At 68.0% G+C, this 19,826-nt stretch carries 19 protein-coding genes; 1 reads left to right on the top strand and 18 read right to left on the bottom strand.

The window, feature by feature from the left end:
* Positions 1-51: 51 nt before the first annotated feature.
* The 14 genes from Q3A80_RS04390 to Q3A80_RS04325 all read right to left on the bottom strand — a co-directional run bounded on the left by Q3A80_RS04390 (position 52) and on the right by Q3A80_RS04325 (position 13,436).
* Positions 52-1,452, bottom strand: coding sequence for an MFS transporter (locus tag Q3A80_RS04390; RefSeq protein ID WP_446327851.1), 1,401 nt, complete (start codon positions 1,450-1,452; stop codon positions 52-54).
* 37 nt (positions 1,453-1,489) lie between these two features.
* Positions 1,490-2,734, bottom strand: a complete 1,245-nt coding sequence (locus tag Q3A80_RS04385) for an NAD(P)/FAD-dependent oxidoreductase (protein WP_446327850.1) — start codon at positions 2,732-2,734, stop codon at positions 1,490-1,492.
* Positions 2,731-3,693 carry a VOC family protein gene (locus tag Q3A80_RS04380; protein WP_446327849.1) on the bottom strand — a complete coding sequence of 321 codons (963 nt, stop codon included), beginning with the start codon at positions 3,691-3,693 and terminating at the stop codon, positions 2,731-2,733. Before Q3A80_RS04380 ends, Q3A80_RS04385 begins: the two co-directional genes overlap by 4 nt.
* 18 nt (positions 3,694-3,711) lie before the next feature.
* On the bottom strand, positions 3,712-5,202 hold the full coding sequence (locus Q3A80_RS04375) for an aldehyde dehydrogenase (protein WP_446327848.1): 1,491 nt from the start codon (positions 5,200-5,202) through the stop codon (positions 3,712-3,714).
* Between the two features lie 95 nt (positions 5,203-5,297).
* Positions 5,298-6,137 (bottom strand): aspartate dehydrogenase, encoded by an 840-nt coding sequence (locus tag Q3A80_RS04370; protein WP_446327847.1) that lies wholly within the window; start codon positions 6,135-6,137, stop codon positions 5,298-5,300.
* The gene (locus tag Q3A80_RS04365) at positions 6,130-7,800 is read right to left on the bottom strand and encodes a thiamine pyrophosphate-binding protein (protein WP_446327846.1); all 1,671 of its coding nucleotides are present in this window, start codon (positions 7,798-7,800) and stop codon (positions 6,130-6,132) included. The genes Q3A80_RS04370 and Q3A80_RS04365 overlap by 8 nt, the downstream gene beginning before the upstream one ends.
* On the bottom strand, positions 7,793-8,590 hold the full coding sequence (locus Q3A80_RS04360; RefSeq protein ID WP_446327845.1) for an SDR family oxidoreductase: 798 nt from the start codon (positions 8,588-8,590) through the stop codon (positions 7,793-7,795). Before Q3A80_RS04360 ends, Q3A80_RS04365 begins: the two co-directional genes overlap by 8 nt.
* Positions 8,587-9,444 carry an IclR family transcriptional regulator gene (locus Q3A80_RS04355; protein WP_446327844.1) on the bottom strand — a complete coding sequence of 286 codons (858 nt, stop codon included), beginning with the start codon at positions 9,442-9,444 and terminating at the stop codon, positions 8,587-8,589. Before Q3A80_RS04355 ends, Q3A80_RS04360 begins: the two co-directional genes overlap by 4 nt.
* Entirely contained in the window at positions 9,441-10,337 is an 897-nt protein-coding gene (locus Q3A80_RS04350) for an alpha/beta fold hydrolase (protein WP_446327843.1), read from the bottom strand. Before Q3A80_RS04350 ends, Q3A80_RS04355 begins: the two co-directional genes overlap by 4 nt.
* A gap of 18 nt (positions 10,338-10,355) precedes the next feature.
* Positions 10,356-10,883 (bottom strand): cupin domain-containing protein, encoded by a 528-nt coding sequence (locus tag Q3A80_RS04345; protein ID WP_446327842.1) that lies wholly within the window; start codon positions 10,881-10,883, stop codon positions 10,356-10,358.
* A gap of 34 nt (positions 10,884-10,917) precedes the next feature.
* Positions 10,918-11,688, bottom strand: a complete 771-nt coding sequence (locus Q3A80_RS04340) for an SDR family oxidoreductase (protein ID WP_446327841.1) — start codon at positions 11,686-11,688, stop codon at positions 10,918-10,920.
* The gene (locus tag Q3A80_RS04335; RefSeq protein WP_446327840.1) at positions 11,681-12,751 is read right to left on the bottom strand and encodes an aromatic ring-hydroxylating dioxygenase subunit alpha; all 1,071 of its coding nucleotides are present in this window, start codon (positions 12,749-12,751) and stop codon (positions 11,681-11,683) included. The genes Q3A80_RS04340 and Q3A80_RS04335 overlap by 8 nt, the downstream gene beginning before the upstream one ends.
* Positions 12,752-12,805: 54 nt before the next feature.
* Positions 12,806-13,117, bottom strand: coding sequence for a recombinase-like helix-turn-helix domain-containing protein (locus Q3A80_RS04330; RefSeq protein WP_446327839.1), 312 nt, complete (start codon positions 13,115-13,117; stop codon positions 12,806-12,808).
* 1 nt (position 13,118) lies between these two features.
* On the bottom strand, positions 13,119-13,436 hold the full coding sequence (locus Q3A80_RS04325) for a non-heme iron oxygenase ferredoxin subunit (protein WP_006758060.1): 318 nt from the start codon (positions 13,434-13,436) through the stop codon (positions 13,119-13,121).
* 449 nt (positions 13,437-13,885) lie between these two features.
* Here Q3A80_RS04325 and Q3A80_RS04320 point away from each other — a divergent pair, with 449 nt between their 5' ends.
* Positions 13,886-14,965 (top strand): porin, encoded by a 1,080-nt coding sequence (locus tag Q3A80_RS04320; RefSeq protein WP_446327838.1) that lies wholly within the window; start codon positions 13,886-13,888, stop codon positions 14,963-14,965.
* 136 nt (positions 14,966-15,101) lie between these two features.
* Here Q3A80_RS04320 and Q3A80_RS04315 read toward each other — a convergent pair whose 3' ends face one another.
* From Q3A80_RS04315 to Q3A80_RS04300, 4 genes are all read right to left on the bottom strand, one after another.
* The gene (locus Q3A80_RS04315; RefSeq protein ID WP_446327837.1) at positions 15,102-16,034 is read right to left on the bottom strand and encodes an IclR family transcriptional regulator; all 933 of its coding nucleotides are present in this window, start codon (positions 16,032-16,034) and stop codon (positions 15,102-15,104) included.
* A 353-nt stretch (positions 16,035-16,387) separates the two neighbouring features.
* On the bottom strand, positions 16,388-16,594 hold the full coding sequence (locus Q3A80_RS04310) for a hypothetical protein (protein ID WP_446327836.1): 207 nt from the start codon (positions 16,592-16,594) through the stop codon (positions 16,388-16,390).
* Positions 16,595-16,921: 327 nt separating this feature from the next.
* Positions 16,922-17,527, bottom strand: coding sequence for an alpha-ketoglutarate-dependent dioxygenase AlkB family protein (locus Q3A80_RS04305; protein ID WP_446327835.1), 606 nt, complete (start codon positions 17,525-17,527; stop codon positions 16,922-16,924).
* A gap of 426 nt (positions 17,528-17,953) precedes the next feature.
* On the bottom strand, positions 17,954-19,102 hold the full coding sequence (locus tag Q3A80_RS04300; RefSeq protein WP_446327834.1) for a metallophosphoesterase: 1,149 nt from the start codon (positions 19,100-19,102) through the stop codon (positions 17,954-17,956).
* Positions 19,103-19,826: the final 724 nt, after the last annotated feature.

The raw sequence follows: 19,826 nt of genomic DNA, 5'->3' as shown, positions 1-19,826 counted from the left end.
GGCCCGGACATCGCCCGGGCCTCTCATGTCATCCGCTACCGCCGGCCGCGCTTACGCCTCGAGCGCCTCGAGCACCTTCCCCTTCGTCTCGATCCCGACGAAATGCACGGTCAGCGCCGCGATCAGCGGCACGACGCCGATCAGGTAGAACGCCGGTGCCAGATTCCCGCCGATGATCGCGTGCGGCACGATCATCGGCGCCGCGAACGACGCGATCTTCAGCCACGCGCTGCCGAGCCCGCAGCCCGACGCGCGGATGCTGGTCGGGTACTGCTCCGGCGTATACACGTACGCGGTGATGAAACCCGACGCCATCAGCCCGAGCGACAGCGAGCAGAACACCGCGACGACATACACCGACGACGCGTGATAGATGCCGGCCAACGCGAGCGACAGCGCGCACAGCACGAACGACCACACGATCACCGGCTTGCGGCCGAGCTTGTCGACGAGCAGCGCCGACGCGAGCGAACCGAGCACGCCCATCACCGAACCGATCACCGCGAGATTCAGCGCGAGCTGCAGCGGTGCGTGATAGAAGTTCTTGTAGATGGTCGGCAGCCACGTGGACAGCCCGTACTGGATGAACCCGCACGTCGCCCACAGCGTCGCCACCGCGAGCGTGCGCTTGCGATACGCGGCGCTGAACAGGTCGCTCATCCGGCGCTTCGGATGCTGGCGGACCATCTCGTCGTATGCGGCCGCCTGCGTGGCCGGCGGCAGTTCGCCGCGCACCGACGATTCGAACACGCCCACCGCGCGCCCGGCCTCGGCGAGCCGTCCGCGCGATGCGAGCCAGCGCGGCGATTCCGGCACGAGATGCGTGAGCACCAGCGCGAGAATCAGCGGCAGCCCACCGACGAAGTACATGATCTCCCAGCCGAACCGCGGCACGAGCCACGCGCCGAGCGCCATCGATACCAGCAGGCCGATCGGGAACACGATCTCGTACAGCAGCACGAAGCGCCCGCGGCCGTGCGCACGCGTGATTTCGTTGATGTACGTGGCCGCGACCGGCAGTTCGCCGCCGAGACCGAGGCCCTGCAGGATCCGCAGCAGCACGAACACCTCGAACGTCGGCGCGAAGCCGCACGCGATACTGGTGATGCCGATCACGGCCGAACTCCACGCGATCGCCTTCACGCGGCCATGCTTTTCCGCGAGTGCGGGAAACAGGAACGCGCCGATCAGCTGGCCGATCGCGCCGGATGCGATCAGCATGCCGATCTGCGTCGGCGACAGCCCCCATTTGTGAATCAGCAGCGGCAGCGTCGCCGCGATCGTGATCACGTCGAAGCCGTCGAAGAACGTCGCGGTGCCGATCAGCACGCGTGCGCGGATCTGCATCGAGTTGGCCGGAAGCCGCTCGAGCCGCGCGATGATCGCGCCGGGCGTGGAGGCGGCAGCTTCCATCGTGGCCCTGCCGGCCACGACGTTGTCGAAAGTGCTCATGCGGGGTGTCTCCTGGGTCTTTTGCCGGTTGTGCCGTTCAGGCAAGCGCTTTGGTCGTGTCTGCCAGGGCTTCCGTGTCCACTGCCCGGCCCTGGTTCATCCACTTGCGCGCGAGCTTCAGATCGCGTGCGTTGTTGACGGCGATGACACCTCTCACATGCCCATCGCCCACGAAAAACAGCGTCGCGCGGCGCGCGGCGAGATCGCCGCGCACGACGACCTGTGCATCGGCCGGCAGATCGCCGAGGATCTGCAGGTTCACGTCGTACTGATCGGACCAGAACCACGGAATCTCCGCGTACGGCGCACGCACGCCGAGCACCGCCTTCGCCGCCGCGATCGCCTGGTTCTGCGCGTTCGCCCACGATTCGAGCCGCACGCGCCGCTTCAGCCAGCCGTTGTGATGATTCGCGACGTCGCCGCACGCGAAGATCGCCGGGTCGCTGGTCGCGCCGAATTCGTCGACGACGATCCCGTCGTCGATCGCGAGCCCCGCATCGCTCGCCAGCGTCGCATTCAGCGCAAGACCGATGCCGGCGACTGCGAAATCGGCGTCGATCGTCGTGCCGTCCGCGAGGGTCGCACGCACCTTCGATGCGTCGCCGGGCTGTGCATCGAGCGACGCGAGCGCCGCGCCGAGCTGCACGTCGACACCGTTCGCGCGATGCAGGTCGAGCAGGAAGTCCGACACGATCTGCGGCACCGAGCGGCCGCACAGGCGCGGCGCGCCTTCGACGACGACCGCTTCGACGCCGAGCTTGCGCGCGGTCGCCGCGACTTCGAGGCCGATCCAGCCGCCGCCGATCACGAGCACGCGCCGGCTCGCGCGCAGCTTCTCGCCGAGCGCGGCCGCTTCGTCGAGCGTGCGCAGGTAATGCAGGTTCGGCGTCCTGACGAGTGCATCCGGCAAGCGGCGCGACGTGCCGCCGGTCGCGATCACGAGGCGGTCGTATTCGACTTCGCGGCCGCTTTCGGTCTTCACCACGCGGCGCGCACGGTCGATCGACGCCGCACGTTCCGGCTGCCACGCGTCGACGTTCAGCGCGTCGAATTCGTCCGGGCGCACGACGCGCACGGTATCGATGTCCGCGTCGCCGGACAGCACGGCCTTCGACAGCGGCGGACGCTCGTACGGCAGGTGCGGCTCGTCGGCGATCATCACGAGGCGGCCCGCGAAGCCTTCCGCGCGCAGCGTCTTCAGCACCCAGCCGGCGGCCTGGCCGCCGCCGATCACGACGACCGTGCCGGGCGCGGCCGATTCCTGCGAGTTCGTTTCGCTCACGATTTGCGCTCCGTCATGAACTTGCCTTCCGGCGCCTTCGCGTTCTTCTGCCGGCGCGTGTTGCCGTCGAGGCCGCCGTCGACGGCCCATTCGGCGAACACGGTCGGGCCCGGCTCGAATTCGCGCGGCTGCCATTCGGGCGTCAGCACGTCCTCGTCCGCGTAGTACTCGATCAGCGCGCCGGCCGGGTTCTGGAAGTACCAGAAATACGCGGACGACACCGGATGACGCCCCGGCCCGAGCTGCGTTTCCCAGCCGCAGCGGTCGATGTGCATGCCGCCGCCGAACACTTCGTGGATGTCGCGCACGGTGAACGCGACGTGGTTCAGGCCGCGCTTGCCATTCGGCAGCGCGAGCAGGAACAGGTCGTGGTGGCCGCCGTGCGGCGCGCAGCGCATGAACGCGCCGCGGCCCGGATAACGATCCGACGTCTCGAAGCCGAGCAGCGCGTGATAGAACGTCTGCTGCGCGTCGAGGCAGTTCGTGAAGAACACCACGTGCCCGACCTCGACCGGCTCCGCGCGCGCATAGATCGGGCTCGGCCGGTCGACCCGCGCCGTCCGGCCCCACACGTTCGACGGCGAGCCCGTGATGTCGAGTTCGCGCTTGCGCGTCACTTCGATCCGGATCGCCATCCCGTTCGGATCGATGCAGCCGACCGCATCGTCCTGCGCGTAATAGCCGGGCTGGCCGGCCAGTTTCGTGCGCAGCGCGTCGACTTCCTGCTGCGTCGCGACGCCCCACGTGACTTCACGCAGCGTCGGGCCCGCTTCGAACGCGGGCGGCAGCGACGGATCGTCGGCCTTCACGATCAGCACGGTGCAGCCGTTCAGCGTTTCGAAACGGGCGCGCGTGTCGTCGTGCGCGACTTCCTTCAAGCCCCAGTCGGCGAAAAAACGCCGGCACGTCGCGAGGTCGTCGACACCGTACGTGATCTGCTCGATACCCAAGATGGTCATTGCGTCATTCCCCTTCGCTCAGTTCGCCCACGGCAGCGGCGCGTCGTTCAAGCCCCAGTAGAGGCTCTTCTGCTGCATGTACTCGCGGATGCCGAGACGCCCCTTCTCGCGGCCCATCCCGCTCTCCTTCCAGCCCGAGAACGGCGTGGAGATCGAGAACAGCTTGTACGTGTTGATCCAGACGGTGCCCGTCTCCAGTGCCCGCGCGATGCGCCACGCGCGCTTGTAGTCGCGCGTCCAGATGCCCGCGGCGAGACCGAACACGCTGTCGTTCGCCTGCGCGATCAGCGATGCTTCGTCGTCGAACGGCATCGCGACCAGCACCGGCCCGAAGATTTCTTCCTGGCAGATGCGCGCGCCGTTCGACAGGCCTTCGAGAATCGTCGGCTGATAGAAGAAGCCGTCCTCGCGCCCGTCGCCCGACGGCCGCTCGCCGCCGCACAGCAGGTGGCCGCCTTCTTCCAGCCCGAGCGCGACGTAGCGCTCCACCGATTCGCGATGCTTCGCGGTGATCAGCGGACCCATCTGCGTGTCGGGGCGCGTCGGGTCGCCGACGCGCAGCTTGCGTGCGCCGGCCACCAGCCGCTGCATGAATTCGTCGTACACCGCACGCTGCACGAACAGCCGCGAACCCGCGATGCACGCCTCGCCGGACGAGCTGAAGATCCCGTACAGCACGCCGTTGACCGCATGATCGAGATCGGCATCGTCGAACACGATCGTCGGCGACTTGCCGCCGAGCTCCAGCGACACCGGCATCAGCTTCTCCGCCGCGATGCGCGCGATGCCGCGCCCCACTTCGGTGCCGCCGGTGAACGAAACCTTCTTCACGAGCGGATGACGCACCAGCACGTCGCCGATCACCGAGCCCTTGCCCGGCAGCACGCTCAGCACGCCCTTCGGCACGCCGGCTTCCTCGCAGATGCGGGCGAGCGCGAGCGATACGAGCGGCGTGACCTCGGCCGGCTTCAGCACCACCGCGTTGCCGCCGGCGAGCGCCGGGGCCAGCTTCTGCGCGTCGGACGCGATCGGCGAGTTCCACGGCGTGATCGCGGCGATCACGCCGATCGGCTCGTGCACGCTCATCGTCAGGTAGTCGCCGCGCGACGGCGTCAGTTCTTCGTCGAGCGTCTCGAGGCATGCCGCGAAATAGCGGAACGTGTTCGCCGCGCTCGCCACCAGCACACGCGTCTCGCCGATCGGCTTGCCGTTGTCGCGGCGCTGCAGGTTCGCGAGCGCCTCGTGACGCTGCATGATCAGGTCGGCGATCCGGTACAGCACCAGCGCGCGCTGGTGCGGCTTGAGCCCGGCCCAGTCGGCGCGGCGCCACGCGGCATCGGCGGCCGCGACGGCGTCGGCCGCGTCTTCCGCGTTCGCCGTCGATACTTCCATGTTCAGCGACTGGTCGGCCGGATAGATGCTCGCGTACGGCGCGCCACGGCCGCGCCGCCACTCGCCGCCGATCAGGATGTCGCCGTTGGGTACGAGGCTCGTATCGAATGGAGTCATGTCACAAGTCCCACAAATCTGTCTCTGCGCGGCTGCCCGCGCGGTGGCGCAGGCAGCCGTTCAATGGCCCGAAGGTCCGGGTCGTTCCAGCTCGCTCAGATCACGCAGCGGGCCGCGCGATTGCGCAGCGCACGGATCGCGCTGTACGCGGTCAACGCGGACGTCTTCGGGTTGTCGGGCAACGGCTTGCCGCTCATTTCGAGCGACATCTCGCCGAACGCGCCGCGTGCGGTGATCCGGTGCACGTTGCGGGCGACGGCCGGATCGGCGATCAGGCGCACGCGCGTCGCGTCGAGGCCGAGGCCCGCGAGCGCAACCGTCGCCGCGACGTTCGCGTTCTTCGGATACAGCCGTGCGGCGTCGCGCGCGGTGCCTTCGAAGATCACCTTCTCCTCGGTCATCGTGCGCAGGTCGCACAGTTCCTCGGCCGGCGTGCCGAGCCAGCCGAGCGGCGGCTTGCGGCCGACGTACAGCACCTCGTCGAGACCGCCCTGCTTCGCGGACGCCAGCGCATCGATCCCGCCGATCGCGCCGGACAACAGCGTGAGCGTCGCGTCGCCTTCGTCGGCGGCCTGCGACAGCGCGTCGAGCAGCGCGAGATCGGACAGCGCGCCGATCGATGCGACCGCGCAGTCGGTGCCGGCCTTCAGCAGCGGCACGACGTGGTCGACGAGCGCGCTGTGGCCCGCGCATTCGAGCGCGAACTCGGGGCGGCGGGCCAGCGCGTCGACCGACGACACGACCTCCACCGCACCGCCGAGCTCGCGCTGCACCGCATCGCGCTGGTGCTCGGGGACGATCACGTGCGCGACGCGCAACGACGCATCGTGCTCGACCGCGCGATACACGGCCGCACCGATCGCGCCGAAGCCGATCATCGCGACGTCGACGGGTGCGTGCCCGTGGCCGTGGCCCGGTTGGCGTCCGTCAAGCATATTGCCGCTCCGACGGCGTTTCTTCCTTCTTCACCGGCGGGCCCGCGAACGCCGATGCGAACGAGCCGACCGACAGCATGTCGACTTCGACCATCACCGGTCCTTCCTTCGCGATCCCTTCGCGCACGATCGCTTCCGCCTGGTCGAGCGACGTGATCCGGTAGTGCGTGAGACCGAAGCTCGCGCAGAACTGCGCGAAATCGGGTTGATGCAGCTGCACGAAGCAGCGGCGGCCGCCGTAGTGCGCGTCCTGGATGTTGCGGATCACGCCGTAGCACTGGTCGTTCATCAGCACGATCATCACGTTCGCGTTTTCCTGCACGGCCGTCACGAGCTCGCCGACGTTGACCATCAGGCCGCCGTCGCCGACCAGGCAGACCGTCTTCGCCGCCGAGCCGGCCAGCGCCGCGCCGATGCCCATCTGGATGCCCTGGCCGATGCCGCCGCCGAGCGCGTGCACGCCCGCGCGCGGTTCGAAGATCTTCAGCAGGCGGTTGCCCCACGTGCTGTTCGAGATCGTCACGTCGCGCACCCAGTTGTAGTCGCGGCCCACCGCGCCCTGCAGCGTGTCGACCAGCTTCTTGTACGGCCCGAGGCCTTCCGCCACGCTGGCGACGGCCTGCTCGCGCGCGGCCGCGAGATCGATCGCGAACTGCGGATCGACCGACAGGCGGCCTTCGAGGCGATCGGCCAGCTCGGCGAGCACGCGCTTCGAATCGCCGTGCACGAACAGCTCGTTGCGATAGCCGCGGTTGTCGGCGAGTGCATCGGCATCGACGCGGAACAGCGGCTGCGGCAGCGCGAGCTTGTACTTCAGCGTCTCGTTGCCGCGCAGGCGCGAGCCGACCACGACGAGCGCGTCGCAGGTCTTGTAGAACGCTTCGACGGCCGAATGCACGTTGAACGCGCCGAGCGTCGCCGGGTGATCCTCGGGCAGCACGCCGCGGCCCTGCACGCTCGTCACGACGCCGAAGCCGAGCTTCACCAGGCGCTCGACTTCCGCACGTGCGTGGCGCGCGCCGCCGCCGAGCCACAGCAGCGGACGGCGCTTGGCCGCCAGCGCGTCGGCAAGCTTCGCGACACGTGCTTCGTCGTGCTCGCGCACCGCGACGTGCGCCGGTGCGAGGTCTTCCGGCCATTCGATTTCGGCGGCCTGGATGTCGATCGGAATCTCGACCGACACGGGGCCGGTCGGCGCGGTCTGCGCGATGCGCACCGCTTCGCGAATCGTCGGCAGCACGGTCTCGACCGTGCGCACGCGAAACGCCGCCTTCGAGATCGCATCGAGCATCGTCAGCTGGTCCGGCGCTTCGTGGATGTAGGCCAGGTCCTGGTCGAGGTACGGCGTCTCGATCTGCCCGGTGATGTGCAGCAGCGCGGTGCCGGCCGTCAGCGCCTCGACCATCGCGCCGGCCGCGTTGCCCGCCGCCGTGCCGGTGCTCGTGAACGCGACGCCGAGGCCGCCCGACACGCGGGCCAGCCCGTCGGCCATGTTCACCGCGCCCGCTTCACCGCGCGCGCCGACGTAGCGGATGTTGCCGCGCGAGTTGATCGCATCGAGGATCGGCATGTTGTGGATCGAGATGACACCGAATGCGGTTTTGACGTCGCACTGTTCGAGAAAGGCGGCAATCAGCTCGCCAACCGTGGTTTTGTTAGACATGGCGTGCAAAGCCTCCAGAAACGTCGATATGGCTGCCCGTCGTGTAGGACGACAGATGCGTTGCGAGATAAAAGAGTGCCCAGGCTGCCTCGTCGGGCTTGCCGAAGCGGTTCAGCGGAATGTTCTTCCTGCGCGCGAGCGCGCCCGTCCAGTCCTCCCAGCTTTCGCCGGCCTGCGCCTGCGCTTCGTAGCGGCGGCGCCACTGACCCGACTCGACGATGCCGATCAGGATCGAGTTCACGCGGATGCGCTGCGGCGCCAGCTCGGTCGCGAGCGACTTCACGAGGCTCAGCACGCCCGCGCGCGCCGACGACGTCGCGACCATGTGCGGCTCCGGCTGCAGCGCGAGCAGCGAGTTCACGCAGGTGATCGTCGGTGCGGCCGCATCGCGCAGCAGCGGCAGGAAGGCGCGCGTCGGGCGGATGATGCTGAAGTACTTCAGTTCGAGTTCTTCGCGCCACGCGTCGTCGGTCGTGTCCGCGAAGGTCGACACGCGGCCCTGGCCCGCGTTGTTGACCAGCATGTCGGCGCGGTCGAAGCGGTCGGACACCGCTTGCGCGAACGCGGCCACGTCGCCGTCGTCGAGCACGTTGCAGCGCACCGCGAGCAGCTGCGCGCCCGGATATTTCTCGCCGAGCAGCGCTTGCGCACGCGCAAGGCGTTCGCCGTCGCGGCCGCAAATCGCAACCGACGCACCGGCCTGCAGAAACCGTTCGGCGGTCGCGAGGCCGATGCCGGACGAACCGCCCGTCACCACCGCCACCTGCCCGGTCAGATCGATCTGGATCATCGGAGTCCTAAAGCTTTCAGAAACGTGTGCTCGTCATCCGAGCGGTAATTGAGCCGCCGCGACAATTCCGCCGCCGCGCGCTGCACCTTGTCGATCAGTCCGTCGGCGATCAGCGCCGCGTCGATCTCCGGCCGCGGCACCGTCACCGTGATGCATGCGACGATCTTCTGCGTGTCGTTGCGCACCGGCGCCGTGACCACCGAGATCCCGCGCTCGAACGACGAATTGCTGACGCCGTAGCCGCGCAGCGCATCCTCGCGGATCGCTTCATACAGCGCGTCGACCGTTTCCGGCGTCGCGCTCGTCATCCGGCTCAGCGTGCCCTCCGGATACAGCGCATGCAGTTCGTTCAGCGACAGGTCGCCCATCAGCACGTGGCCGTGGGTCGTCGCGTGCGCGGGCAGCCGCGTGCCGACGTTCACGCGAATCGAGCTGAACACCGGCGCCTGGCTCTGCGCCTTCGCGACGAACACCACGTCGCGGCCGTCGCGGATCACGATGTGCGTCGTGAAGCCAGTGGCATCGCGCAAGCTCTCGATCACCGGCAAACCGAGATCGGTCAGCTCCAGCGAGCTCAGGTATTCGAAGCCGAGCCGCAGCACCGCAATGCCGAGCTTGTAGTTGCGATCCTTGTCCGCACGCTCGAGGAAACCGAGCGACTCGAGCGTCTGCAGCAGACGGAACACCGTCGTGCGCGGAATGCCGAGCCGCTTCGACAATTCCGGCGCGCCGAGCACCGGCTCGCGCGGCGAGAATTCGGCGAGGATCCGCAGCCCGCGTTCGAGGCCCGGCACCACGTACCCGGCTTCGGACTTCGCGCTTTCCGCGTCCTGTCGTTGCAACGGTTCGCTCATTCCAGCCCCCGTTGACGATCGCATTGGCGGCAGAACGCATCGATCAGCGACGAGTAAATCGCAGGCTGTTCCACGTACCCCGCATGGCCGGCCTGCGGAATCACCTGCAGTTCGACGTGCGCGGCCGCGGCGATCCGCTCGCATGCGGCCGGCGGCGTGATCGCGTCGTTCGCGCCGACCGCGACCGCCGTGCGGCCGCGAAAACCGGCGAGATCGGATGCGAGATCGGCATTCGCGAGCAGGTGCGTGGCCTGCGCGTAACCGGCCGGCACGATGCGCGCCATGTTCCAGCGCACCCATGCGCGCGCATCCTCGCTCGCGAAACCCGACAGCATGTTGCCGCTGCGCTGCTCGGCGAGCCTGGCCGGGCCGAGTTCCGCCAGCATCGCGAGGCGCGCATCGCGACGCGCGTCGCGCGTTTCGGCAGGCGCGCTGCCGTAGCCGCCCGCGGGCGAGATCAGCAGCAGGCCGGCGATTCGCGCGGGCATCACGCGGGCCAGCCCGCCCGCGACGATCGCGCCGAGCGAATGGCCGACCACCACGCAGCGGTCGATGCCGAGCGCCTCGAGCCACGCGTTCAGCGACGCCGCGTAATCGGCGGCCGCCGGCGACGCGCCGCGCACGGGGGTCGACACGCCGTAGCCGGGCGCATCCCACGCAAGCACGCGCCGCGACGCGCCGAGTGTGTCGAGCTGGCGCACCCACGATGCGGCGCCCGAGCCGATCCCGTGCAGCAGCACGACGGGCAGCGCACGGCCCGCATGCTGCGCGCCGGCCTCGCGATAGCCGATCGTGCCCGCCGCACCGGCCGCGCAGCGCCGTTCGGGAAACTGCCCGAGCAGTGCTGCGAACGCCGCGGTGCGGTCGCGTTCACGTTTGTCGATGACACTCATCGCTTGCTCCGCCCCGTCTCAGCGCTTGATCTTCGCGAGCGGCGAATCCGGCGGATACGTCGGCGTGATCGGCTTCGGCGAACCGAGCATCACGCACATCAGCGCATCCTCCTCGCCGATGTTGATTTCCGTGCGATACACGCCCGGCGGCACCGAGATCAGGTCGCGCTCGCCGAGGATCGCTTCCCAGGTCTCGCCGTCGCGCTCGCAGATCACCTTCATCTTGCCGCGCAGCACGAAGAAGATTTCCTCGACGTCGATGTGGATGTGGCTCGGGCCGATGTTGCCGGCCGGGATCACCATCGTCGAGAACGTGAAGTTGCCGGCCGGCACCGTGTTGACGTCCTTCGCGACGCCCGTGCCGCCCGTGCCGACGTAGCGCATCTGCGCACGGCGATACTTCGGGTCGTAGTCGGCCTGGAACTTCAGCGCGTCCCAGTCGTAGCGCCGCGTTTCATAGCGCGCGACACGCCCTTCCATCCAGTCGCCGAAGCTTGCGCCTTCCGGCTGGTCCCACGACTTGCGTTCGAGATCTGCGTCCGCCATCGTCCTCTCCTTCATTTCCAGTGAAAACTTCGATTCAATTCATGACGAAGCCGCCGTTCACCGGCAGCAGTTGACCCGTCACGAAGCGCGCGCCGTCCGACAGCAGGAACAGCACGGGGCCCGTCACGTCGTCGGGCACCTGCGCGCGCGCCAGCGCGCGGCCCTGCATGTAGAACGCGTGGCGCTCCGCCGGCACGTAGGCCGTCGCCTCGACTTCGGTGAGCCCCGGCGCGATTGCGTTGACCGTCACGCCGTGCGCGCCGAACTCGCGTGCCTGCGCATGCGTCATCGCGATCACCGCGCCCTTGCTCGCGACGTACGCGAGCAGCTTCGGCGCGCCCCACAGCGCGGTATCCGATGCAAGGTTCACGATCGCGCCGCGCCCGGACTGAGCGAGGTGCGGCAGCGCCGCATTGCTGACGAGCCACACGCCGCGCACGTTCACGTTCATCACGGCATCCCAGGTCGGCACGTCGAGTTCCGTCGACAGCTTGCCGCCCGAGTTCGTGATCGCCGCGTTGTTGATCAGCGCGTCGATGCCGCCGAGCGCCGCCGCGCCCTGCGCGACGAATGCGTCGACGCTCGCCGGATCGGCCAGGTCGAGTGCGAAGAAATGCGCGGTATGGCCGGCTTGCGCGAGCTGCGCGGCCAGCGCGCGGCCCTCGTCGGCGAGCACGTCGCCGAACGCGACCTGCGCGCCCGCTGCGACCAGCGCCTTCACGAACGCGGCGCCGAGGCCGCGCGCGCCGCCCGTGACGAGCACGCGGCGCCCCGGCAGCGACACGACCGGCGCGAGCTCAGCCATTCGCCGGCTCCGCCGCGGCGCGTGCCGCACGGTGCGCGTCGAGCGCGGACAGGTGTTCCTGCGCACGCTGGCGCAGCATCCGGCGCACGCGCGTGATGCCGACGTCGTGCTGGTACAGGTATTCGTGATCGCGCGCGTGCGGCGCGAGGCTTTCGAGGACGTAGCGGTCCTGCTCGAGCACGTCCCAATGCAGGCCCTCGAGGCGGTTGCGGTACATGAAGCGCCACACGTCGCGCTGCCAGCCGCTGACCTTGCGGGTACGCCAGAAGTAGACCTGGCAGTTGTCGCCGTCGACCGGCGTCGCGAAGCCGATGATCCCGAAGTTGCCGCCCGGGCCGAACTTCTGCTTGTACGGAATCGCGAGGCGCATCCACAGACAGCCGGTTTCGCCGAGCTCGACCCAGTCGAAGTTCACGTCGCGCTGGCCGATCTTCTCGAACATCAGGCCCGTTTCCGTCTTGCGCACGCGCATCTCGGCCTGCTTGTCGCCTTCGGCCATCGAGTGCGAGCTCGCGTGCAGATACGCGCCGTGCATCGGGTCCATCACGTTGTCGATCGCGTACTGGTAATTGCACTTCCAGTTCGACACGCACAGGAAGTGGCTGTACTCGTCGGCGACCAGTTCTTCCGGCAGGTTCAGCGGCGCCGGCTCGCCGTGCGCTTCGTCGCCGAACCACAGGAAGATCGCACCGGCCTTCTCTTCGACCGGATACGACTTTACGCACTTCGTGCCTTCGAGCGGACAGTTCGACACGGCCGGCACACGGTTGACGGTGCCGCCGCCGTCGACTTCGATGCCGTGATACCAGCATGCGATGTTGCCGCCGAGGTTCCAGCCGAGCGACAGGCGCGCGCCGCGGTGCGGGCAGCGATCTTCCAGCGCGTGGACCTTTCCTTCGCGATCGCGCCACAGCACGATCTGCTCGGACAGGCGCGTGAGGCCGACAGGCGCGTTCGACACCTGCCAGCTCGGCGCGACGGGATACCAGTAGTTCTTGATACCGCGGTCCAGGTAGTCGCGGACCGGGTCGTGTTGGACTTCGTGTTGTGCGGGGGACGTCATCAGTGTGCTCCGGATGCGGTTGTCGTCGGGTCGGCGGTCACGTGGCGCGCGCGCTCATTCCGCCAGCGCGGCCATTTCGGCGCGGAAGCGTTCGGCAGTCCACACGCTGCCGTCCGGCGCGCGGAAGCCGATGCGGTTCAGGCCCGCGACGACATCGTCCAGCTCGGTCGCGCCGCTCTCGAACACGCGTTCGAGCGCATCGCCGAGATCGTTCTCGTACTGCGTCGGCGCGGCCTTGCGGTTCTGCCACACCTGGTTCTCGACCTGCCCGGGGATCTCGATCTGCCCCTTGCCGGCGACGTTGTTCGGCTGCGGCGCCACCCACGGCTTCAGGAAGGGATTGAAGTTGACGGTCGCTTCTTTCATGTCATTCCACCTTGATCTGGATTTCTTCCCCGGCCAGGCGCACCGCGTACTGCTTCAACGCGCGCCCGCCCGGGCCCTTCAGACATTCGCCGGTCTTGATGTCGAACACGGCCTCGTGCAGCGGGCATTCGACCGTGCCTTCGTCGACGAATCCCTGCGTCAGCAGCGCGTATGCATGCGGGCACACGTTCTCGAGCGCATACACCTCGTCGCCGACGCGGTAGATCCCGATTTCGACGCCGTCGGTCCGCTTGAACTCGATCGGCGTGTCTTCCGACAGCGCGCCGGCATGCCCGGCGCAAACCCATTGTTCAGACATCTCACACCCTTCCTTCTGATCGACTCTCGGTTCGCTCCGGATTTGTTCCATATCCGGAACAGCAGTTTATGGATGGTGATTATAGGAGTGACTTTCCACGAGTAAAACAAAAAGCTGCATGTCCTAGGGAAAACACCGACCGCCGGGCAGGCAATCATGCCCGCGGACCGCATCCCGTGTGATTTTTCTTTTATTGACGGGTATTTAAGTCCGTTTTCCTGGATTGTCGAACCCTTGTCGCGGCTTCCCTGCACCGCCATCCGGCCCGATAAATTTATTTTTGACACGGTGCGCGCCGCCCCTATACTCCATTCCATCAGAGGCACATTGTTCCTTCTATGGAACATTAAAAATGCCCGCCCGGTGGTGAAGCACGCGCGACGGCCGGCCGTCTCCGCGCCCGCCGCCACGGCACGTTTTCCATCAGGCTTGGAGAGTCAGGAGATCAAATGGTCAAGCAAGCGGTAGCAGCAGCAGTCATCGGAATGGGCGCCGTGTCCGGTGCGTGGGCGCAAAGCAGCGTGGTGCTGTACGGCAGCATGGATGCCGGCGTCGCGTACATGAACAACGTCGGCGGCCATGCGAAGTGGGCGATGATCCAGGGCAACACGCAGCCGGACCGGTGGGGCCTGAAAGGCAAGGAAGACCTCGGCGGCGGCCTGTCGGCGATCTTCCAGCTCGAAAACGGCTTCTATACGAACAACGGCCAGTTCGCGACCGCGAACACGATCTGGAACCGCGCGGCGTACGTCGGCCTCAGCTCGGACCGCTTCGGCACGCTGACGCTCGGCCGCCAGACGCCGCTGATGTTCGACTATCTCGATCCGCTCAGCACCGCGTACCTCGCGATGAGCTGGTACGCGTTCCACCCCGGCAACATCGACGGGCTCGCGGCGACCGGCAACGTGCCGTACAACAACGCGGTCAAGTACCGTTCGCCGAGCTTCGGCGGCTTCTCGGCCGCGGCGACGATGGCGCTCGGCAACACGACGAACTTCTCGACCGGCAAGTCGGTCGGCGTCGCGCTGAACTATGCGAACGGGCCGTTCAAGGCGTCGGCTGTCTACTCGAATGAGCACGACCGCGCGATCCTGATCGGCCAGACGGGCATCACGTCGTTCCAGGGGCAGAACACCGCGAACGGCTATCTGGCGAACAAGGTCGAGAACATCGGCGCGGGCGCGTCGTACCAGCTCGGCGATTTCCTCGTGCACGGCCTCTACACGCGCGTGAAGATGCAATCGAACGGGTTTTCCGACACGTTCCAGAGCTACGATGCGGGCGTGAACTACCGCAGCAGCCCGTTCAACACGATCGCGGGCGGTGCGGCGACGACGACGCTGGCCGGCCGCCGCTGGACGCAGGTCGAGCTCGGCGACATCTACGCGCTGTCCAAGCGCACGCAGCTCTATGCGAACGTGCTGGTCGAACACGGTTCGGGCGGCGCGAAGGCCGCGTTCTTCACGGCCGGCACGTCGAGCACGGCGAATCAGGTGATCGTGCTGACCGGCATTCACCACTCGTTCTGACGCGCGGCGGCCGCAGTTGCCCGATGCCGGAAACGAAAAGAGCAGCCGGCGGGCTGCTCTTTGTCATTGGCGACGGGCTGTTTGCGATCGGCGATTGCCGGTCGGTGAAGCCGCGCGCCGCGGCGCGTTCGACGGATCAGAACATCGCGACGCGGTGGCGCGCATGCGCGAACGTCGGATCGCTTTCGAGCGGCCGGTAGTTCAGCCGTTGCGACAGGTCGACGGCCGCGCCGCACACCGCTTCGACGAGCCGCTCCTTCTCGCCGGCCTCGCCGATCTCCGAGCGCGGCACCGTCGCGGTGATCGCCGCGACGATCGCGCCCGAATGATCGCGCACCGGCGCGGTCACGGCCGAGATCCCGCTTTCGAACGCGGCCTCGCTGACCGCGTAGCCGAGCCGCGCGTAATGACGCACGCGCTCGTACAGCTCGTCGACGGTGCCCGGCGTGCGCTCGGTGAATTGTTCGAGCCGCTTCTCGGGATACAGCTGGCGCAACGCATCGCGCGTGAGGTCGCCCATCAGCACGTGGCCGTGCACGGTCGCGTGCGCGGGCAGCCGCGTACCGACGTGCACCTTCACCGAACCGAACATCGACGCGTTGCTCTGCGCCTTCGCGACGAACACGACGTCGCGCTGGTCGCGGATCAGCAGATGGGTCGACAGGCCCGTTGCGTCGCGCAGCCGTTCGAGCACGGGCGTGCCGAGATCGGTCAGCTCCAGCGAATTCAGGTACTCGAAGCCGAGCCGCAGCACGCCGACGCCGAGCCGGAAATAGCGGTCGCCGTTCACGCGCTCGAGAAAACCGAGCGCCTCGAGCGTCTGCAGCAGACGGAAGGTGGTCGTGCGCGGGATGCCGATACGCTTCGACAGTTCCGGCGCGCCGAGCACCGGCTCGCGCGCGGAGAATTCCGCGAGGATCCGCAGCCCGCGCTCGAGGCCCGGGACCAGATACGACGATGCGCCGCCGGACGACTCGTCGTCGCCCGCGCCGGGCTTCGACGCGTCGTGGTCGCCGTCGTCACGCAGCGCGCTTGCCGGCTTTGCCGGCGGTTTCGATGCGCCGCTCATCGTTCGATTGACCCTGTGCACATGGACGGAATGGAAGCGTTCACGAAAGACCCGCAATGCTTGATTATGGATTTTCGACCGGACCGGATCAACACGATCCGGCGCAGGCGGCCGACGGCCCGATGCGTGCGGCCGGACAGCCTGATTGCCGCATGGCCCGATGCGCACGGAAGGATAACAGCGACGGACAGGGCTGCCCACCGGAACGTCGCCATCGGCCGCGCGACGAGCGGCCGGTGCACGATAGGTGCTCCGGACGCATCGCGACCGGTATGGGGCGGCATGATCCGGCCGATGCAGGGGCGCAAGCGAAGGAGAACGAGGAACGGAACGAATGGAAAGGAACGACGGCGTCAGGCCGTCACGGCGTGGTCGTACTCGGCGCGCGCGAGCTGGCCGGCGGCGTATGCATCGGCTTCACCGCGGAAGCCTTCCGTGCTGAATGCGACGACTTTCACACCGACGCCGGACGCCCGTTTCACCGTCAGCGCCCATTGCCATCCGCCGTCTTGTTCGAAGACGTGCAGCGAGGGTTCGAGGGATGAGTCCAGTACGGTCACGGGTTATGCTCCGGCCCTGCGGGTCGCGTCTGCGTCGCGCAAGGGCATGTCGAAAAGATGCGCCGGCTCGCGGCACGTTTCAGCCATTCGATAGTTTAGACAAGGAATGTTGCGACGCACCATCAGGGCTTACACTTGCCTATCGAAACCGGGTGATCGATCAAATACACGAGAAACCCATACGGGACGGGCATCGCCGGCATATTCCGTCGCATCGTGCAGCCCGCGTGCGGCAACGTGCCGCATGGACGGTCGATTGTCCGGATCGGCCGAAAAACGGGTCGCGATGCCCGGCGCCCCTGCCGGGCGATCACCGTCGCCGGCGATTTAGCGGCCCGCATCGGCCGACATCACGCGCCGGAACGTCAGATTGACGCGCTCGCCCTGCACGGCCGGCGCCTTCGGCACGCGATGCTGCCATTCAGCCTGCGTACGGCCGCGCATCACGAGCAGGCTGCCGTGCGTCAACCGGTATGCATGCACGACGCCGGTTGCACGATGGCGCAGGTCGAACACGCGCATCGCGCCGAGGCTCACCGACGCGATCACCGGCGCGTCGCCGAGCTCCGGCTCGTTGTCCGCATGCCAGCCGAGGCTGTCCTGCCCGTTACGGTAACGATTCAGCAGCACGCTGTTGAAACAGGCGCCGCTGGTCGCCTCGACCGCGCGCTTCAGGTCGAGCACGGCCGGCGTCCACGGCGCAGGCACGTTGCGGATCCCCGAATACACGTACACGGCGTCCGGCTCGCCCTGCCACGCGGTGAGCCGCGGCAGCGGAATACGGCCGCGCGGCGTGCGGATCGTGTCTTGCCGCCACGCGACTTCGCCGATCAGCGCGGCGAGCACGCGATCGGCGTCGGGCGATGCGAGCCAGTCCGGATACCAGTCGACGTCCGGCATGGGCGTATCGGCAAAAAGATCGGGCGTCGACATGGCGGGATCAGGCAAGAAATGAACGGTACGGACAGACCATGTCTGCATGGTAGCCAACGGCGACGCACGCCGCCATGCGCTGTCATTCCGTCACGGCCCGCGTGTGCAGATGAATCGTCCGTCGCGGAGCCGAAGCGGGTTCGCGCGCCAAGCCATCATCGCGGCTTGTCGCGGCGCGCCGTTGTCGGGCGCGCGGGATTCTTCCGCAACGCCGTGCGGCGCTACATGGCCGAATGCCCTCGACTCGTCATGACGCCCGCCGGTTCCGCCGCCGACCCGCCGTTCCTCGCCGCACGCAGCGCGTGGCAGGACGAGCCCGCCGACCACACGCTGCTGCGCCGGCGAATCCACGGGATGCAATTCGGGCCGGCGTCGGCGAACGCGAGCCGCGCACGCTTGAGGGTCGCCGCTCCGCTAGCGGCCCCGCTAACGGCCGCCCGTCAGCCGGATCAGCGTGATTTCGGACGGCACGCCGAAGCGGTTCGGCGGCCCCCAGTAGCCGGTGCCGCGGCTGGTGTAGAGCCACATCGCACCGAACCGGTTCAGCCCGCCGATCACCGGCTGCTGCAGGCGCACGACTGGCGGCCACGGCAGGAACTGGCCGCCATGCGTATGGCCGGACAGCTGCACGGTGAAACCCGCGCGGCTCGCCGCTTCGGCACTGCGCGGCTGGTGCGCGAGCAGGATCTTCGTCGTGACCTCGCGCGGCGCGCCGGCCAGCGCCCGTTCCGGGTCGCTGCGATGCGCGGGATCGAACCCGCCCGCCGTGAAATCGGTGACGCCCGCGAGCACCGCGCGCGCACCGTCGTGCTCGATCAGCACGTGCTCGTTCAGCAGCACCGTCAACCCGATCCGCCGGAATTCGTCGATCCACGCATGTGCGCCGGCGTAGTACTCGTGGTTGCCCGTCACGAGAAAGCTGCCGTGCCGCGACCGCATCTCGCCGAGCGGCGCCGTATGTTCGCGCAGCCGCTTGACCGAACCGTCGACCACGTCGCCCGTCACGACAACGAGATCGGCGTCGAGCGCATTGACCGCCCGCACGATCCGCTCGATGTACGGCCGCTTGATCGTCGGTCCGACGTGAATGTCCGACAGTTGCACGATCGTGAGCCCGTCGAGCGCGGCAGGCAGGCCGTCGACAGGGATCGACACGCGCTTGACCGCGGCCGTGCGGCGCGCGCCGACGAAACCGATCGCGGTGACCAGCACCGCACCGACCAGCACGCCGAGTGCGGTGGCGGATGCCGCGCCGCTCCATGCGCCGTCGTGGCCCAGATGCCGCCACGCGACGACGCCGAACAGTACCAGCTCGCGCAGGAACGTCAGCACCAGCAGCGATGAAAAGAAGCCCATCGCGAGCGAGCCGGCCCATCCCACGAGCGTGGCGGGCCAGCCTTCGTCGAAGCGGCGCGAGAACATGCCGACCGGGATCAGCACGACGAAGCTCGCCAGCACGAGCGCCGCGATCGTGCGCGCGAGCGGCGACGCGAACGCGTCCGGAATGATCCGCAGCCCGACATACAGATGGAACAGCACGCCGATTGCAATGAACCGGACAAAGAAACTTCGCATGGAATACTTGCCCTCGTTGCGATACCGCTTTCGCGCCGTGCGCCGGGCGGGGCCGTGACGTCAGGTGTCGTCGTGCCCCGCGCAACGCGTCGCGCCCTACGCACGATGGTACACAGATACCGGCCGGCACGACCGGTCGCGCGCCCGGCGGACAGGCCGCGAGCCTTGGTACGCTGGACGGTTGCCGGCGCGCCAGGGCATCGCGCGTCTTGTGGCGTGTCGTCGCGCCTCGTCGCGTCCCGGGAGGCGTGGCGACGCTTGTGACCCTTGTGCCCCTCATGACGCTCGCGACGTGACGCGATGGTCACTGCAACCGCAACGGCGACAGCGACAGCAGCATCAAGCAAGACATCGCACGCCGGCCGGCATCCCGACGCACGCCGACGAATGCAGCCGACATCCCGCGCGCCGCCGCGCGCGAACCTGGATTCGCTCGTATTCATGCGGCAATCTTGCATGCGCGGCGGCAATTCCCGCGCAGCGGCGAACGAACGTTACCGCGCCGGTTTCGTCTGACGATCCTTTACAGTCCGTTAGCAACCCTACGAGAGCGTGCGCTGGCAGAATCGCGGACCGGCCGCGACCGAACCGCGCCGCCCGCCGCGCATGTGACACGCGCTGCTGTTGCACACCGCCCGGCTGGCGATCTACATCACGCTGATTTAATATCGGCTCCGTATCGCGGAATCGTCGTCGCGGCGACGAACCGGATTGCGCCGCGCCC

The organism is Burkholderia sp. SR8 (genome assembly GCF_052851275.1).
The sequence above is the reverse complement of the archived record's forward strand: the minus strand, read 5'-3'. Positions and strand labels throughout refer to the sequence as shown.

What these genes read in the sequence shown, in the direction of transcription:
- Q3A80_RS04350 (WP_446327843.1), bottom strand. Translation starts at nt 10,337, where the DNA reads ATGAGTGTCATCGACAAACGTGAACGCGACCGCACCGCGGCGTTCGCA.
- Q3A80_RS04345 (WP_446327842.1), bottom strand. Translation starts at nt 10,883, where the DNA reads ATGGCGGACGCAGATCTCGAACGCAAGTCGTGGGACCAGCCGGAAGGC.
- Q3A80_RS04380 (WP_446327849.1), bottom strand. Translation starts at nt 3,693, where the DNA reads ATGACCATCTTGGGTATCGAGCAGATCACGTACGGTGTCGACGACCTC.
- Q3A80_RS04320 (WP_446327838.1), top strand. Translation starts at nt 13,886, where the DNA reads ATGGTCAAGCAAGCGGTAGCAGCAGCAGTCATCGGAATGGGCGCCGTG.
- Q3A80_RS04375 (WP_446327848.1), bottom strand. Translation starts at nt 5,202, where the DNA reads ATGACTCCATTCGATACGAGCCTCGTACCCAACGGCGACATCCTGATC.
- Q3A80_RS04330 (WP_446327839.1), bottom strand. Translation starts at nt 13,117, where the DNA reads ATGAAAGAAGCGACCGTCAACTTCAATCCCTTCCTGAAGCCGTGGGTG.
- Q3A80_RS04315 (WP_446327837.1), bottom strand. Translation starts at nt 16,034, where the DNA reads ATGAGCGGCGCATCGAAACCGCCGGCAAAGCCGGCAAGCGCGCTGCGT.
- Q3A80_RS04355 (WP_446327844.1), bottom strand. Translation starts at nt 9,444, where the DNA reads ATGAGCGAACCGTTGCAACGACAGGACGCGGAAAGCGCGAAGTCCGAA.
- Q3A80_RS04325 (WP_006758060.1), bottom strand. Translation starts at nt 13,436, where the DNA reads ATGTCTGAACAATGGGTTTGCGCCGGGCATGCCGGCGCGCTGTCGGAA.
- Q3A80_RS04390 (WP_446327851.1), bottom strand. Translation starts at nt 1,452, where the DNA reads ATGAGCACTTTCGACAACGTCGTGGCCGGCAGGGCCACGATGGAAGCT.
- Q3A80_RS04300 (WP_446327834.1), bottom strand. Translation starts at nt 19,102, where the DNA reads ATGCGAAGTTTCTTTGTCCGGTTCATTGCAATCGGCGTGCTGTTCCAT.
- Q3A80_RS04360 (WP_446327845.1), bottom strand. Translation starts at nt 8,590, where the DNA reads ATGATCCAGATCGATCTGACCGGGCAGGTGGCGGTGGTGACGGGCGGT.
- Q3A80_RS04365 (WP_446327846.1), bottom strand. Translation starts at nt 7,800, where the DNA reads ATGTCTAACAAAACCACGGTTGGCGAGCTGATTGCCGCCTTTCTCGAA.
- Q3A80_RS04340 (WP_446327841.1), bottom strand. Translation starts at nt 11,688, where the DNA reads ATGGCTGAGCTCGCGCCGGTCGTGTCGCTGCCGGGGCGCCGCGTGCTC.
- Q3A80_RS04305 (WP_446327835.1), bottom strand. Translation starts at nt 17,527, where the DNA reads ATGTCGACGCCCGATCTTTTTGCCGATACGCCCATGCCGGACGTCGAC.
- Q3A80_RS04335 (WP_446327840.1), bottom strand. Translation starts at nt 12,751, where the DNA reads ATGACGTCCCCCGCACAACACGAAGTCCAACACGACCCGGTCCGCGAC.
- Q3A80_RS04370 (WP_446327847.1), bottom strand. Translation starts at nt 6,137, where the DNA reads ATGCTTGACGGACGCCAACCGGGCCACGGCCACGGGCACGCACCCGTC.